This window comes from Streptomyces sp. NPDC051211, from assembly GCF_040689505.1.
Taxonomy (GTDB): domain Bacteria; phylum Actinomycetota; class Actinomycetes; order Streptomycetales; family Streptomycetaceae; genus Streptomyces.
Genome location: NZ_JBFBAV010000048.1, coordinates 1 through 14,547 on the forward strand (window position 1 = coordinate 1; position 14,547 = coordinate 14,547).

14 protein-coding genes are annotated in these 14,547 nt (G+C 72.9%); 7 read left to right on the forward strand and 7 right to left on the reverse strand.

Annotated features, from left to right (window positions below; all coding sequences use genetic code 11):
- Nucleotides 1-452: 452 nt before the first annotated feature.
- Complete coding sequence (locus tag AB0447_RS31055) at nucleotides 453-1,817, reverse strand: MFS transporter (protein ID WP_366480185.1); 1,365 nt, start codon at nucleotides 1,815-1,817, stop codon at nucleotides 453-455.
- Between the two features lie 333 nt (nucleotides 1,818-2,150).
- Here AB0447_RS31055 and AB0447_RS31060 point away from each other — a divergent pair, with 333 nt between their 5' ends.
- Nucleotides 2,151-3,068, forward strand: coding sequence for a DUF3027 domain-containing protein (locus AB0447_RS31060; RefSeq protein WP_366480186.1), 918 nt, complete (start codon nucleotides 2,151-2,153; stop codon nucleotides 3,066-3,068).
- Between the two features lie 1,016 nt (nucleotides 3,069-4,084).
- Here the strand turns inward: AB0447_RS31060 and AB0447_RS31065 are convergent.
- Nucleotides 4,085-4,639: a DoxX family protein gene (locus AB0447_RS31065; protein ID WP_366480227.1), complete on the reverse strand. Its 555-nt coding sequence runs from the start codon at nucleotides 4,637-4,639 to the stop codon at nucleotides 4,085-4,087.
- A 264-nt stretch (nucleotides 4,640-4,903) separates the two neighbouring features.
- On the opposite strand from AB0447_RS31065, the gene AB0447_RS31070 reads away from it, so the two are divergent.
- On the forward strand, nucleotides 4,904-5,335 hold the full coding sequence (locus AB0447_RS31070) for a Rieske (2Fe-2S) protein (protein ID WP_366480187.1): 432 nt from the start codon (nucleotides 4,904-4,906) through the stop codon (nucleotides 5,333-5,335).
- 195 nt (nucleotides 5,336-5,530) lie between these two features.
- Here AB0447_RS31070 and AB0447_RS31075 read toward each other — a convergent pair whose 3' ends face one another.
- Nucleotides 5,531-6,271 (reverse strand): TetR/AcrR family transcriptional regulator C-terminal domain-containing protein, encoded by a 741-nt coding sequence (locus AB0447_RS31075; RefSeq protein WP_366480188.1) that lies wholly within the window; start codon nucleotides 6,269-6,271, stop codon nucleotides 5,531-5,533.
- Between the two features lie 92 nt (nucleotides 6,272-6,363).
- Between AB0447_RS31075 and AB0447_RS31080 the strand changes: the two genes are divergently transcribed.
- The gene (locus tag AB0447_RS31080; RefSeq protein WP_366480189.1) at nucleotides 6,364-7,569 is read left to right on the forward strand and encodes an FAD-dependent monooxygenase; all 1,206 of its coding nucleotides are present in this window, start codon (nucleotides 6,364-6,366) and stop codon (nucleotides 7,567-7,569) included.
- A gap of 43 nt (nucleotides 7,570-7,612) precedes the next feature.
- Here AB0447_RS31080 and AB0447_RS31085 read toward each other — a convergent pair whose 3' ends face one another.
- Nucleotides 7,613-8,617, reverse strand: a complete 1,005-nt coding sequence (locus AB0447_RS31085) for a WD40 repeat domain-containing protein (RefSeq protein WP_366480190.1) — start codon at nucleotides 8,615-8,617, stop codon at nucleotides 7,613-7,615.
- A gap of 68 nt (nucleotides 8,618-8,685) precedes the next feature.
- Between AB0447_RS31085 and AB0447_RS31090 the strand changes: the two genes are divergently transcribed.
- From AB0447_RS31090 to AB0447_RS31100, 3 genes are read left to right on the forward strand one after another with little or no spacing between them, the layout of a single operon-like run.
- Nucleotides 8,686-9,375, forward strand: coding sequence for a GDSL-type esterase/lipase family protein (locus tag AB0447_RS31090; protein WP_366480191.1), 690 nt, complete (start codon nucleotides 8,686-8,688; stop codon nucleotides 9,373-9,375).
- A gap of 34 nt (nucleotides 9,376-9,409) precedes the next feature.
- Nucleotides 9,410-10,288 (forward strand): transposase, encoded by an 879-nt coding sequence (locus AB0447_RS31095; protein ID WP_366480192.1) that lies wholly within the window; start codon nucleotides 9,410-9,412, stop codon nucleotides 10,286-10,288.
- Nucleotides 10,285-11,274 (forward strand): aldo/keto reductase, encoded by a 990-nt coding sequence (locus AB0447_RS31100; protein ID WP_366480194.1) that lies wholly within the window; start codon nucleotides 10,285-10,287, stop codon nucleotides 11,272-11,274. The genes AB0447_RS31095 and AB0447_RS31100 overlap by 4 nt, the downstream gene beginning before the upstream one ends.
- 224 nt (nucleotides 11,275-11,498) lie before the next feature.
- On the opposite strand, the gene thpR is transcribed toward AB0447_RS31100, so the two are convergent.
- From thpR to AB0447_RS31115, 3 genes are all read right to left on the reverse strand, one after another.
- Complete coding sequence (gene thpR, locus AB0447_RS31105) at nucleotides 11,499-12,056, reverse strand: RNA 2',3'-cyclic phosphodiesterase (RefSeq protein ID WP_366480196.1); 558 nt, start codon at nucleotides 12,054-12,056, stop codon at nucleotides 11,499-11,501.
- A 340-nt stretch (nucleotides 12,057-12,396) separates the two neighbouring features.
- Complete coding sequence (locus AB0447_RS31110) at nucleotides 12,397-13,749, reverse strand: MFS transporter (RefSeq protein ID WP_366480198.1); 1,353 nt, start codon at nucleotides 13,747-13,749, stop codon at nucleotides 12,397-12,399.
- A gap of 24 nt (nucleotides 13,750-13,773) precedes the next feature.
- Nucleotides 13,774-14,211, reverse strand: coding sequence for a MarR family transcriptional regulator (locus tag AB0447_RS31115; protein WP_366480199.1), 438 nt, complete (start codon nucleotides 14,209-14,211; stop codon nucleotides 13,774-13,776).
- Nucleotides 14,212-14,350: 139 nt separating this feature from the next.
- Here AB0447_RS31115 and AB0447_RS31120 point away from each other — a divergent pair, with 139 nt between their 5' ends.
- Nucleotides 14,351-14,533: a hypothetical protein gene (locus AB0447_RS31120; protein ID WP_030156886.1), complete on the forward strand. Its 183-nt coding sequence runs from the start codon at nucleotides 14,351-14,353 to the stop codon at nucleotides 14,531-14,533.
- Nucleotides 14,534-14,547: the final 14 nt, after the last annotated feature.

Consider the following 14,547-nt stretch of genomic DNA (forward strand, 5'->3'; position numbering starts at 1 on the left):
CCCCAGCCCCGCCGGGGTTTGGCCTTTCCAGCCCCTCCGGCGTTTGAGGAGCGGGGTCTGGGGCGGAGCCCCAGTTCGGGAAGGGGCGGGGTGGGGAAAGGCTCCGCGCAGCGGCTGCCCTGCCCTGGTGCGGCGCCGTTGCCGGGGGCCGGCCCCCGGGCCCCCGCGCCTCAATCGCCGGCGGGGCTGGATGGGGCCCGGCGGGGCCGGATGGCTGAGCACACGGGGCTGGGGTGCTTGTCGGGTGCGGCGCCGTTGCCTGGGGCCTGCCCCGGACCCCCGCGCCTCAATCGCCGGCGGGGCTGGATGTGCCCTCCGGGCACCCAGGCGGAAGGGCCCGGCGGGGCTGGAGGGGGCCCGGCGGGGCTGGAGCGCCCGGATGGGCTGCAGTGCGTAGCGGGCAGGCGCACCCAGCCGCGGTCCGAGGGCTGGAAGGGTCGGCGCGTGGGGCGTTAGGCCACTCGGGGGCGGGGGGAGCCCGGGGAGGGGTGGCGGGGGGAGGTGAGGAGGCCGCGGAGGGCCATGGTGGTGCCTGCCGCGACCAGCGTCGCCGCAACCGCCATCCCCAGCACCCCGTTCAGCGGCAGCGCAATCCCGATCGCCCCCCCGAGCACCCACGCCACCTGCAAAACCGTCTCCGACCGGGCGAACGCCGAGGTCCGCACCACCTCCGGCACATCCCGCTGGATCATCGCGTCCAGCGACAGCTTCGCCAGCGCCTGGCAGAACCCCGCCGTGGCCCCCAGCACCGCCATCATCAGCCCGCTGAAGAACACCGCCGCCACGATCGCCACCCCGAGGGTGAGCGACAGCACCGCCGCCACGATCGTCTCCGGTGCCCGCGCCTTCAGCCACGCCCCCACCGCCGTCCCGCACGCGTTCCCGACCCCCGCCGAGACGCCCACGATGCCCAGCGAGACCGCCGCGCTCTGCCCGGCCAGCGGATGCTCGCGCAGCAGGAACGCCAGGAAGAAGATCAGGAACCCGGACAGGCTGCGCATCGACGCGTTCGCGGCCAGCCCGCACAGCACCGACGGCCCCACCGTCCGCAGCCCCGGCCGCCGCGTGCGGCGCTCGTGGGTGGACAGCCGGGCCCGGGTCTCGCCCTTCGCCTCGTCCACCTTGTGCGGCAGGGTGAACGCCGCCAACGTCCCCGCCAGGAAGACCGCGCAGGCCCCGTACAGCGGCCACTGCGGCCCGATCTGATGCAATCCGGCCCCCACCGGCGCGGCCGCCCCGGTGGCCAGCAGACCGGCCAGCGTCACCCGCGAGTTCGCTTTGACCAGGGAGAACTTGGGCGGCAGCAGCCTCGGCACCACCGCACTGCGCACCACCCCGTACGCCTTGGACGCGACCAGCACGCCCAGCGCGGCCGGGTACAGCTCCAGCCCTCCCGTGGCCACCGCGCCCGACATCATCAGCGCCAGCAGCGCACGCGCCAGCATCGCCGCCGCCATCGCGGCGCGGCGGCCGTGCGGCAGCCGGTCCAGCAGCGGGCCGATCACCGGGGCGAGCAGGGTGAAAGGGGCCATGGTGATGGCCAGGTACAGGGCCACCCGGCCGCGTGCCTCGTCCGTGGGGACCGAAAAGAACACCGTCGACGCCAGCGCCACGGTGATCATCACATCGCCGGCCCCGTTGATGGCGTGCAGCTCGATGAGTTTGCCGAGACCGGATTCCCCGGCGCCGTGCGCGTGGGTGGCCCGGCGGATCCCCCGTGCGGTCCCGGTGATCGGCTGGTGCAGGGCATGCCCGACAGCCCGGCCCGCCCTCCGGGCGCGGCCCGAGCCGCCGTCGGACGACCTTGCGGGTGCCACCTGGCCATAGTGCCCCAGCCCGGCTCCGCGGACCCCTTCCGGGACGCGCGGCGGCCCCGCGGATGTCCGCGAATCGGACTTGCATGTGGGCCCAGGGCGTCGGAGGAGGTAGCGTGCGTAGCGCGCCACCGGCGGTTGCTCCTGGCCGCGCGCCTCTTCGCGATCCCGCAGAATGGATAGCAGTAGGTGCGCCCGGGACCCATCGGGCGCGGACGTCGACGCGGCCCTCTGGTCCGCTCCGCCCGTGCCACGCAGGGGACTGACCGACGGGTCGTTGTGGACGACAAGTACGGACGGCGCACTCGTGAGACGGCGTAGGAGAGAACGAGACCAGTGAGTGCTGCGACCACGCGAAGCCGTACCCCCCGTACCCCCGACCGCCTGTGCGCCGAGGCGGTGGAACTCGCCCGTGCGGCGGCCGAGGAGGCCGCGGCCCCCGGGGTCGTCGGAGAGCACGTCTCCGTCGTAGCGGAGGGCGACCGGGTCGTCACCCACTTCTTCGAGTGCAAGGAACCCGGCTACCGGGGCTGGCGCTGGGCCGTCACCGTGACCCGCGCCTCCCGCGCGAAGCTGGTCACCCTCGACGAAACGGTGCTGCTGCCCGGGCCGGACGCGCTCCTCGCCCCGGAGTGGGTGCCGTGGAGCGAGCGGCTGCGGCCGGGCGACATGGGGCCGGGGGACCTGCTGCCCACCGACGCCGAGGATCTGCGGCTGGAGCCCGGCTACACGGGTGAGGACGCGCCGCCGCCGAACTCGGTGGTTTCGGACGAGCTCGCGGACCTGGCCGATGCGGAGGATGCGGCGCTGACGGACCGCGTGGTCGCGCCGGTGCGCGGCTCCATCGCCGCCGTCGCCGAGGAACTCGGCATGCGCCGGGCGCGGGTGCTGTCCCGGTACGGGCTGCACACCGCGGCCGACCGCTGGGACGAGGCCTACGGTGCGAAGACCCCGATGGCCCAGGCGGCGCCGGCGTCCTGCGTGTCCTGTGGCTTCCTGATGAAGATCGGTGGGTCGCTGGGGCAGGCGTTCGGTGTCTGCGCGAACGAGTTCAGCCCGGCGGACGGGCGGCTGGTGTCGCTGTCGTACGGCTGTGGCGGGCACTCGGAGGCCGCGGTCATGCCGAAGCCGCCGCGGCCGGCGCCGCCGGTGCTCGACTCGATGCGCGCGGACGAGTTCACGCTCCACCCGGCCCCGGACGAGGGCCAGGTCCCCCCGCCGGACACCGAAGCCGCCGACCTGGGCCACAGCTAGCCCACCAGACCCGCCCCGCCCCACGACGCCCCACCCCCGCGGTGCGGCACCGCCCCCGCCGCGGGGCACCTGCCCGGCCCCGCCTGACGGCACCTGCTCGGCTTCGCGGGCGGCGTCTTCAGCTTCGCGGGCGTTCGAGGCGTGGGGTCCAGGCTCCGCCGCGCCGCGCCCTTAGCCCCGCCGGGCAGTACCCACCCTGCCCGGCTGGTGGCACCCACCACCCTCGCGGGCGGTACCCCCAGCCCCACCGGGTCGGACCCCTACCCAGCCTCGCTGGGGCCTGGCATCTCCAGCCTCGACGGGGCTTGGCATCTCCAGCCTCGCCAGCGTTTGAGGCGCGGGGTCTGGGGTGGAGCCCCAGTTCGGGAAGGGGCGGGTAGGGGAACAGCTCCGCGCAGCGGCCGCCTGCCCGAGTGCGGCGCCGTTGCCGGGGGCCGGCCCCCGGACTCCGCGCCTCAATCGCCGGCGGGGCTGGAAGTGCCGCTGCGCGGCAACCCGGCCGCGCGGGCTCAGCGGAGTGGAGGGCTTGGCGGGGGCTGGAAGTGCGGGGCGGGTGCGCGGCCGCCTGCCCGGGTGCGGCGCCGTTGCCTGGGCCAGCCCCCGGACTCCGCGCCTCACTCGCCGGCGGGGCTGGAAGTGCCGCTGCGCGGCAACCCGGCCGCGAGCGCTCAGCGGAGTGGAGGGCTCGGCGGGGCTGCAAGTCCGGGGCGGGTACCGCGGCCCCTGCCGGGTGCGGCGCCGTTGCCGGGGCCAGCCCCGGACCCCGCGCCTCAATCGCCGGCGAGGCTGGAACGGTCCCGGCGGGGCTGGAGCGGCCGGGGGCTGAGCGGTCCCGGCGGGGCTGGACGGGTCCTCCGGGCACCCAGCCGGAAGGGTGAGCGGGCTCGGATGCGCTGGTGGAGCCGGAGCGGTTGGCGGAGCCGCCGCGGTTGGCCGGCCGGAGGGAAGCCAGCGGGCTTGGAGTGGGCTGGGTTTGGCGTACCCCGGACGGGTGAGCGGGGGCGCGACAGAGCGCGCTACGCCGAACCGTTCCCGTACAGCGTCGACTCCGACGAGGCCCGACCACCCCCACCCCCGCGCCGCCCCCGAACCACCGCATCCACCGACAGCACCGGCGCCCCCGCCAGCACCAACGGCACCCATCCCACCAGGTAGACCAGGTCGTTGCCGTAGTAGTACGGCGTGGTGGACCAGCTGATGGTCAGCCAGAGGCTGAGCGAGATCAGCGCGCCGCCCGCCGCCGCGAGGCGGCTCAGCAGGCCGAACAGGGTGCCCAGGCCAACGGCCAGCTCCCCGAGGGCTATCGCAATCCCGAAGGCGACCGGGTTGTTCAGCGACAGATCGACCAGACCGGGCAGAGCGGCGGCGTCCCGGACGGCCTCCATCTGCTGCCCGACCGAGCCGTCGCCCGTGGCGGAGAGGAAGGCGGAGTCGGTCAGCTTGTCCAGGCCCGCGTAGACGAAGGTGACACCGAGGAAGAGGCGCAGCGGCAGCAAGGCGTACTGGCCGGCGGCCCGTTCACGGAGTCCCGGCGCGGCCGGCGCGGCGGGGGCAGCCGGGGCGGTCGGCATGGCCGGGGCGGCTGGCGTGGCCAGCGTGGTCGGCGAGGCCGGGGTGGTCGAGGCGGCGGGGGCAGCCCCGGCGGCCGGCGTGGCGGTGGTGGCCGGGGTAGTCGCGGTTGCCGGCATGGCAGGGGGAGTCGTGGTCATGCCCGGGACACGAGCGACGCGCGCGGGCGGTTCGAATTCCGACGGGGCGTGAACCCGTGGTCCGAGTGGTACGTGTTGGCTGCGGAGTCCACTTCTGGGACGACGGACAACGAAGGAGACACGGGTATGGGTGACACCACGCGTCGGCGTACGGTTCTCGCGGCCGGTGCCGCGGCCCTGGCCGGCACCGCGCTGGCCGGCTGTGGCGACGGCGACAAGGACACCGCGGGCGCCGGCAGCGGTGCCGGGGAGGCGCAGGCAGCCGCCCCCGCCCGCGAGCTCGCCGCGGTCGCGGAGATCCCGGTCGGCGGCGGCAAGGTCTTCAAGGACCAGAAGGTGGTGGTCACCCAGCCCACGGCCGGGGAGTTCAAGGCCTTCTCGGCGGTCTGCACCCACCAGGGCTGCGCGGTCACCTCGGTGACGGACGGAAAGATCGTCTGCCCCTGCCACCAGAGCCTGTTCAAGGTCGAGGACGGCTCGGTCGCGAGCGGCCCCGCCACCCGCCCCCTCCCCGCAGCCAAGATCACCGTCACCGGCGACAAGATCACCCTGGCCTGACCCCCGACCGTCGCACCCGTCCGCGGCGTTCACGCAGCAGCACGGCAGCACGGCAGCACGGCAGCACGGCAGCACGGCAGCCCGGCAGGACGGCGGCCCGGTAGCGCGGCAGCGCGGCAGCCGGGCAGCCCGGCAGTCCGGCGCCACGGCATTGCGGCGCTGCAAAGCCGCAGCGCCGCAATGCTGCAACACCCCCTATGCCGCGGGCGACTCGGCGCGTTCCGCGATCAAGGCGCCCAGGCCGTCCAGGATGCGAGCCAGGCCGAAGGCCAGGGCCTGGTCCTGGGCGCCCGGCTCCGCCGCCGAGGTCGTCGCGGCGAGCAGGGCGGGGTAGTGCTCGCCGTGCTCGCGCAGGACCTCGCCCAGGGCCGCCAGGAGCCGGCCCTCCGGGCCCGATGACGGGGTCGCGGCCCGGGCCTGCAGGGCGATGCCGCGGACGTGGCTGGTCAGCAGCACCACCGCGTCCATCCGCTCGGCGCCCGTCAGGCCGGTTCCGTCCAGCGCGGCCAGGGCCTGCTCCATCCATGCCAGCTCCTTCGGGCCCATCAGGCGCGGGCCGACCGTCGCGTCCAGCAGCCACGGGTGGCCTACGAAGACCTCCACCAGGCTGTGCGACCAGGTCGTCAGCCGGGCTCGCCAGTCGCCCTCCGCGGCAGCGACCACGCCGGTGGCCTCCGGAGGGGCGGTGATCGCCGCCTCCACCATCAGGGCGACCAGTTCCGCCCTCCCCGGCACGTACCGGTAGAGCGACATCTTCGTCTTGCCGAGCAGTTCGGCCACCCGCTGCATCGACAGGGCCGCCAGCCCCTCCGCGTCCGCGATCTCGATGCCCGCCCGGGCGATGCCCGCCAGGGTCAGCGCCGGCTTGGGGCCGCGTTTGGGCTGCGGATGCGGGCCCCAGAGCAGCCGCATCAGCTCGCTCGCTTCGTCCGCCATGCCGCGCCCACTCCCTGTTGCCTTGCCCCGCTCGGAAATTGTGTCTACCGTACACAGCCAGAAATAGCTTCCATTGGACACAGTTAAGAGGAATGGTGGGGATCATGGGCAACAAGGTGCTGATCTCGGGTGCGAGCATCGCCGGCCCCGCGCTGGCCCACTGGCTGGGCCGTCACGGATTCGAGGTGACCGTCGTGGAGATCGCCCCCGGGCTGCGCGAGGGCGGCCAGGCCGTCGACTTCCGAGGGGACACGCACCTGACCGTGCTGGAACGCATGGGCGTGCTCGACGACCTCCGCCGGCTGCAGACCGGCGGCAGCCCCATGCACTTCGTGGACGAGGACGGCCGCACGCAGCTGCAGCTCCCCGCCGACTTCGCCGGAGGGGACATCGAGGTGCTGCGCGGCGACCTCGCCCGGGTGCTGTACGAGCACAGCCTGCCGTACGCCGACTACCTCTTCGGCGAGTCCATCGCCGCACTGCGGCAGCGTGAGGACGGCGTGGACGTCACCTTCCGCAGCGGCGCGACCCGCACCTTCGACCTCGTCGTCGGCGCCGACGGCCTCCACTCGAACGTCCGGCGGCTCGCCTTCGGCCCCGAGGAGCGGTACGTCAGCCACCTCGGCTATTACGCGGCCACCTGGAGCCTGCCCAATCACCTCGGAGTCGGCTTCGGTGAAGGATCCGTCGGGTACAACGCGCCGGGCCGACTCGCTGCAGTCGGCACCGACAACCGCGATCCCGACACCGCCCGCGCCTTCTTCGTCTTCGCCGCAGACCCGCTGGTGTACGACCGGCACGACCAGGAGCAGCAGAAGGCCATCGTCACCGAGGCCTTCGCCGGGCTCGGGTGGGAGGTGCCCCGGCTCCTGGAGGGGCTGCGGGACGCGGACGAGCTGTACTTCGACTCCATCAGCCGGGCCGACGTGCCGGCCTGGCACCACGGGCGCATCGCCCTCGTCGGGGACGCCGCCTGCGGCGCCACCATCGGCGGGATGGGCACCGGGACCGGCGTGGTGGCGGCGTACGTACTCGCCGGAGAGCTGGCGCGGGCGGGCGACGACCACGAGGGAGCCTTCGCGCGCTACGAGAACCTGCTGCGCGCGTACGCCGAGGGCTGCCAGAAGGGCGGCGACCGTACGGGCAGGTTCCTCGCCCCCGGCAGCCGCTTCGGCATCCGGATGCGCAACCGGATGCTGAGCCGCCGACGCATCCTCGACTGGATGCTGAAGGAGGGGAAGAAAGCCACCACCCTCGAACTGCCGGACTACCGCCTCCCGACAGCCACCCGACCCTGAGAGCCCCACCCAGCCCGCCCGGCCAGCCGGCCCGGCGCCCCCGCTACCCGCGCCGGAACAATCGTTTGCCGCCCAGGACCAGGGCCGTGGCGCCGGCCAGGACCAGGGCGCCGAGCAGGAAGTCGCCGTCCTCGGCGGCCGGTTCGGCGGAGGTGCCGGGTGGGGAGCCCGGTTTGGCCGCCGGGCCGGACGAGGGGGCGCCCGTCCCGCCGGGCCCGGCCGCCACCGGGATCGCGACCACCTGGCTCTTCGCGCCCTCCGCGCCGAACATCAGGGCCGAGCCGTCCGCCGTGTACGTCACCGACTCCGCCTGCCCCTGCCAGGGCGCGTCGACCCGCTCGCCCTCGCCCCCCGGCCGGCCCGCCTGCCACGGGTAGGTGCGGGCGACGAGATAGCCGCGCAGCGCCAGCCGGGTGCCGTCCGGGGAGAACGCGCCGTCCGTCACCCACGGCACGTCCGCGACCCGCCGGAACACGTTCGCCCCGCCGGTCGCCAGCTTCTGCGGGCCCTCGTACAGCCCGCCCTTCTCCCGGTCCTTGCTGGCGATGTAGACCCGGCCGGTCTTCGGATGCACCATCAGCGCCTCGGCGTCCCGCGGCCCGTCCGCGTACCGCACGGTGAACTGGGTGGCCTTCACCTTCACATCGCCCAGCTGCTTCGGCTCCGGGAAGCGGTAGATCCAGACGTTTGCCCAGCTGCCGTTCCGGTTGTCCCCGATGTCACCGACGTACAGCTGCCCGTCCGGCCCCAGCGAGATCGCCTCGACGTCACGCGGCCGGCCGATCCCGGTCATCGTCACCCGGGCGACCGTACGGCCGGTGGCCGAGTCCACTCCGTAGATGTACGGGCCGTCCTCGCTGTCGTTGTGCGTCCAGTACACGCCCGGATGCGTCCGGCTGGCCGTCAGGCCGCTCGACTCGGTGATCCGCGGGTCCTCGATGACGAAGGAAGCGGCGGCGGGAGGCTCGGCGGCGCCGGCGGCGGGGCCCGCCGCGACGGTGAGGGCCGCGGCGGCCAGGCTGGCGAGAACGGTCGGAAGACGGCGCATACCCCCCAGCCTGCCAGGGTGTCCGGCATCACAGCGGCAGGCCCCGCCCCATCCACGATGATGACGGGATGCGTTTCATGTTCGTCGGCGACTCCATGACCATCGGACGCGCGGGCGACTACACCTGGCGCTACCGCATGTGGCAGCACCTCAATGCCACCTTCGGCGGCCCGTACAAGATCGTGGGCCCGCGCACCGAGCTCTACGACACCTTCGCGGACGCGCCCGTCTCCCACGACTACGCCGACCCGGACTTCCCGGCACACGCCCGCCGCCACCTGGCCGGCTGGGGCGAGGGCTGGCAGCACATGGCCCCGCTGGTGGGCGATGCCGTCGCCGCGCACAAGGCGGACGTCCTGCTGGTCTCCCTGGGACTGATCGACCTCGGCTTCTACACCGACGCCGGCCAGACCGCCGCCAACGCCCGCCGCTTCATCGAGGCCGCCCGCCTGGCCCGCCCGTCCGTCCGGATGGTGCTGCTGCCGGTCATCCCCAACAGCCGCGCCGAGACCGACGAGCCGTTCGCGGCCGAGGTGGCCCTCTTCAACGAGCTGCTGGCCAAGACGGCGGCCGACCTGTCCACGGACGCCTCGCCGCTGCTGCTGGCTGCCCGCCCGGAGGCGTACGACATCCACTACGACACCTACGACGGCACCCACCCGAACGCGTCGGGGGAGCACCGGCTGGCGGGGGAGTTCGCGGCGGTGATGCACCAGGCATGGGGGATCGGGCGCCCGTACGAAGCCCGCCTGCCCTGACGGCCGGTCGTACCGTTGTACGTTCCGTGTCCGCGTGTCGTCCACCGCCCTCGCTGCTCTGATGGGCGAGCGGGACCGGTGCCGCTGGGTGTGGAACGAGTGCTGCGCGAAGTCGAAACAGACCCGTGTCTGGAACAAGAGCCGCCTCGAAGGCGAGGACAAGCGCACGTGTGGTCCGGCTCAGCTCGACAAGATGCTGACCGAGGCCCGCAAGGGCAACACGTGGCTGCGTGAGGGCAGCAGCGTTCCGCAGCAGCAGCTGATCCGCGACTTCGCCAAGTCCCGTGCCAAGGCGCAGAAAGACGTCAAGGACTGCTTGCCGGTGCGGCAGCGGGCCGGGATGCCGAAGTGGAAGAAGAAGCGCGAAGCCCTGCCGAGCCTCAACTACACATCGTGGCTTCCGCTTGAAGGACGGGCGCCTGTACCGGGCGGCCGGCATCGTGCTGACGGTGGTGTGGTCTCGCGACCTTCCCCCGACGCGTCCAGCGTGCGCGTCCATCAGGACTCCATCGGCCATTGGTATGCGTCGTTCGTCGTTCCCGCCGTGGTCGAGCCGCTGCGTGAGACCGGTCGTGTGATCGGTATCGACTGGGGCGTGAAGGAGACCGCGACCACCACGTCCGACGATCACGACCTTCCTCACGCTGAGCATGGAAAGAGCGCGGCGCAGAAGCCGGCCCGCTACCAGCGGATGATGGCCCGGCGACGGCCGCCGAAGGGCAAGCCCGGCTCGAAGGGCTACCGGCGGGCGAAGAAGCGAGTCGCGAAGCTGCACAAGAAGGTCGCACGCCGGCGGCAGGACACCACCCGCAATGGAACTCGGGCTCACCCTGGCGACCGCGGACTTCCCCCGCGACTGATCGCGGGTCTCTTGCCTGGAGTGGACTCGAAGCAGTTGGCTTGTGCCCCATGAAGTACACGCAGCTCGGACGCACCGGACTCAAGGTCAGCCGACTCGTCCTCGGCACGATGAACTTCGGTCCGCAGACAGACGAACCGACCAGCCACGGCATCATGGACGCCGCCCTCGACGCAGGTCTGAATTTCGTGGACACGGCCAACGTGTACGGGTGGGGTGAGAACAAGGGCCGGACCGAGGAGATCATCGGGACCTGGTTCGCCCAGGGAGGCGACCGACGCGAGAAGACGGTCCTCGCCACCAAGGTCTACGGCTCCATGTTCCGCGCGAGCGAGACCTGGCCCAACTACGACCGGCTCTCGGCGCTCAACATCCGGCGGGCCGTCGAGGCCAGCCTCAAGCGGCTCCAGACCGACTACATCGACGTCTACCAGTTCCACCACATCGACCGCCGGACCCCCTTCGAGGAGATCTGGCAGGCCGTCGACGTGCTGATCCAGCAGGGGAAGATCCTGTACGCCGGATCCTCCAACTTCCCCGGGTACAAGATCGCCCAGGCGAACGAGACCGCCGCGCGGCGCGGCAGCTTCGGGCTGGTCAGCGAGCAGTGCCTGTACAACCTGGCCGAGCGGCGCGCCGAGATGGAGGTCATCCCGGCCGCCCAGGAGTACGGCCTCGGGGTCATCCCCTGGTCCCCGCTGCACGGCGGGCTGCTCGGCGGGGTCATCAAGAAGGAGGTCGAGGGCGGGCGCCGGGCCGAGGGACGGTCCGCGGACGCCCTGGCCAACAGTGCGGTGCGGGCCCAGGTCCAGGCGTACGAGGACCTGCTCGACAAGCACGGCCTGGAACCCGGCGAAACCGCGCTGGCCTGGCTGCTGACCCGGCCCGGTGTCACCGGGCCGATCGTCGGCCCGCGCACGGCGGAGCAGCTGCAGAGCGCGCTGCGCGCCCTGGAGCTGGAGCTGGGGGAGGAGCTGCTGACGGCCCTGGACGAGATCTTCCCCGGTCCCGGACCGTCCCCGGAGGCCTTCGCCTGGTGACGGGGCGGCCAGGCCGGCCGGGCCGAGTAGGCCGGGTAGGCCGGGTAGGGCGGGCGGACCGGGCAGGCCGCCCGGCTCGCTACTTCAGGGCGGTCGTGACCGCCAGTACGGCGAACATCAGCACGAGTACACCGGCCATCACGCGGTTTCTGGTCTTCGGATCCACGCATCGAGCGTAACGAATGGCGTGGGTCACCCGGCATCCGGTCACCCCGCGCACCGGGTCACCCGGTCAGCGGCCAGGACCGGACCACCTCGTAGCGGGGCTGCTCGCCGGGGATCCCGCTGGTCGGAAGGTTGCTGCGGACCAGATGCAGCTCGGTGACCTCCCACGGAGTGCCCTCGAAGGCGGCGAGGGCACTCAGGTGGGGGTGCAGGTCGACATGGGCGTGGGTGCCGCGGGCCAGCGTGAGGTGGGGCGTGTACCGGCGGTGCTGGTCCATCGGTACGCCGGCCCGCCGGGCGGCGGCGTCGGCCCGCTCGGCGAGCATCCGCATCCCGTCCAGCGAGCCGGCGGCTCCGGTCCACAGGGCGCGGTTGCCGAAGTGGCCGGAGCCGTGCAGGCGCAGCGGGAAGGGCGCGGTGTGCGCGGCGGCCCGGCCGAGCCGCTCGTACAGCTCGGGCAGCAGCCGGTCCTCGACCTCCCCCATGAAGGCGAGCGTGAAGTGCCAGCCCGCCTCACCGGTCCAGCGGAGCCCCTTGTCGCGCGGCAACGCGGCGACGGCCTCCCGCAGTTCGGCGATGGCGCTCTCCGGGGGCAGGACGGCGGCGAAGAGTCTCATGTCCCCGAGCCTAGGCCCTGCCGCCCCGTCTCCGGGGCTGGCTGCGCCTGCCGCAGGCACCTCCAGCCCCCGGGCTCGGAGCCCTACCCAGCCCCGCCGGCGTTTGAGGCGCGGGGGTCCGGGGGCTGGCCCCGCGCAACGGCGCCGCACCCGACAGGCGGCCGCTGCGCGGGGCCTTTCCCCGCCCCGCCCCTTCCCCCAGTACCGATATGCGGCTCCGCGGCGTGGCGGGCTCTGCCCGGACCCGCGCCTCAATCGCCGGCGGGGCTGGAAAGACCTGGGGCTCCGCCCCAGACCCCGCGCCTCAAACGCCGGCGAGGCTGGATGTGCCGGGGCTCGGTCAGGCCGCGGGGATCAGGCTGCGGGTGGGGCGGTTGGACGGGACGAAGGTGAGGCCGTGGCGGTCGACCCGGAGGCGGAGGTTGCCCACCCGGGACAGCACCAGGCCGATCGCGACCGCAGCGGCCAGGGCGATCAGGCCGCCGGCGGCCATCCCGACGCGCGCGCCGAAGTGGTCGGTGACCCAGCCGGTCAGCGGCGCGCCCACCGGGGTGCCGCCGGTGAAGACCATCATGAAGAGGGCCATCACCCGGCCCCGCATCGCGGGGTCCGTCGCCATCTGGACGCTGGAGTTCGCGACCACGTTCACCGTCAGGCCGAACATGCCGATCGGCACCAGCAGCGCCGCGAACAGCCAGAAGCCGGGGGCGAAGGCGGTCACGGTCAGCAGGATCCCGAAGAGGACCGCCGCCGTGACCAGCAGCCGCAGCCGCGCGTGGCCGCGCCGGGCCGCCAGCAGGGCGCCGGCCAGTGAGCCGACCGCGATCAGCGTGTTGAACAGGCCGTAGGTGCCGGCGTCACCGTGGAAGACGTCGTCGGTGAAGGCGGTCAGCCAGATCGGGAAGTTGAACCCGAAGGTCCCGATGAAGCCGACCAGTACGATCGGCCAGATCAGCTCGGGCCGGCCGGCGACGTACCGCAGGCCCTCCCGCAGCTGCCCCTTGGCCCGGGGCCGGGGTTCCGTCGCGTGCAGCTCGTGCGGGCGCATCAGCAGCAGGCCGATGACCGGGGCGGCGAAGGACAGGCCGTTCAGCAGGAAGGCCCAGCCGGAACCGACGGCCGTGATCAGTACGCCCGCCACCGCCGGGCCGATCAGTCGCGCGGACTGGAAGTTGGCCGAGTTCAGGCTGACCGCGTTGGCCAGCTGGTCCGGTCCGACCATCTCGGACACGAAGGACTGGCGGGCCGGGTTGTCGACGACCGTGACCAGGCCGAGCAGGAAGGCGGTCAGGTAGACGTGCCAGACCTGGACGTGCCCGGTGATCGTGAGGACACCGAGCGCGGCGCCGGTGAGGCCCATCGCGCCCTGGGTGGCCAGCAGCAGCGGCCGCTTGGGCAGCCGGTCGGTGAGGACGCCTCCGTAGAGGCCGAACATCAGCATCGGCAGGAACTGCAGCGCGATGGTGATGCCTACGGCGGAGGCGGACCCGGTCAGGGAGAGGACCAGCCAGTCCTGGGCGATGCGCTGCATCCAGGTGCCGGTGTTCGAGACGACCTGACCGGTCGCGAAGAGCCGGTAGTTCCGGATCTTCAGCGAGCTGAACATGGTGTTCTTCGCGGTGTTGCGCGGGGCAGGCTTCGTAGGGGTGGATATCGGTCCGGGGGCGGAGTCTGCTCCGTTTCCCGTACTCAAGGGCGTTCGCCTCCTTGGTCGCTCCTACAGGTGGGCGAGCTTTTCGAGGACGGGCGCCGCTTCCCGCAGCTTGGCCCATTCGTCCTCGTCGAGCTCGGCCGCGAGCCCGGCCAGGAAGGCGTTCCGCTTGCGACGGCTCTCCTCGAGCATCGCTTCGGCCTCCTCCGTCTGGCTGACCACCTTCTGGCGGCGGTCGTCCGGGTGCGGCTCCAGCCTGACCAGTCCCTTGGCCTCCAGCAGCGCCACGATGCGGGTCATCGACGGCGGCTGTACGTGCTCGCGCCGGGCCAGTTCACCGGGGGTGGCCTGGCCGCAGCGGGCGAGGGTGCCGAGGACCGACATCTCGGTCGGGCTCAGCGATTCGTCGACGCGCTGGTGCTTCAGGCGCCGGCCCAGCCGCATGACGGCCGAGCGGAGATCGTTCACGGCGGCAGCATCGTCGCCATGGGTCAGGTCAGGCATGTTCCTTAGCATAACTCATTACTCTCTCTAAAGAACACCGGATTGTTCGAGGGTGCCCTGGCGAGGTTTCGTCACTCGTACGGGTGAGACGGTTCCGGAAAGTGACACGCGTGTGCACCCCGACCCCGACTCTTTCGGCATGGGGACACATGTGCTGAGCATGCGCATAGACGGGGAGCTCCTCGACCGCCTCCGGACACATGCCGCCAAACGCGGAATGAGCGTCCAGGACTATGTGGTCCGGACGCTCATTCGCGACGACTTCGACGAGCGCTTCAAGGCTGCCGTCGACGAGACGGAGAAGTTCTACGGGCTGACCTGAGCGGTCGGGTCGGG

Bases quoted from the DNA above. Each gene is read 5' to 3' on its own strand.
- AB0447_RS31100 (WP_366480194.1), top strand. From the start codon at position 10,285: ATGAAGTACACGCAGCTCGGACGCACCGGACTCAAGGTCAGCCGACTC.
- thpR (WP_366480196.1), bottom strand. From the start codon at position 12,056: ATGAGACTCTTCGCCGCCGTCCTGCCCCCGGAGAGCGCCATCGCCGAA.
- AB0447_RS31075 (WP_366480188.1), bottom strand. From the start codon at position 6,271: ATGGCGGACGAAGCGAGCGAGCTGATGCGGCTGCTCTGGGGCCCGCAT.
- AB0447_RS31085 (WP_366480190.1), bottom strand. From the start codon at position 8,617: ATGCGCCGTCTTCCGACCGTTCTCGCCAGCCTGGCCGCCGCGGCCCTC.
- AB0447_RS31065 (WP_366480227.1), bottom strand. From the start codon at position 4,639: ATGCCGACCGCCCCGGCTGCCCCCGCCGCGCCGGCCGCGCCGGGACTC.
- AB0447_RS31115 (WP_366480199.1), bottom strand. From the start codon at position 14,211: ATGCCTGACCTGACCCATGGCGACGATGCTGCCGCCGTGAACGATCTC.
- AB0447_RS31080 (WP_366480189.1), top strand. From the start codon at position 6,364: ATGGTGGGGATCATGGGCAACAAGGTGCTGATCTCGGGTGCGAGCATC.
- AB0447_RS31120 (WP_030156886.1), top strand. From the start codon at position 14,351: ATGGGGACACATGTGCTGAGCATGCGCATAGACGGGGAGCTCCTCGAC.
- AB0447_RS31090 (WP_366480191.1), top strand. From the start codon at position 8,686: ATGCGTTTCATGTTCGTCGGCGACTCCATGACCATCGGACGCGCGGGC.
- AB0447_RS31070 (WP_366480187.1), top strand. From the start codon at position 4,904: ATGGGTGACACCACGCGTCGGCGTACGGTTCTCGCGGCCGGTGCCGCG.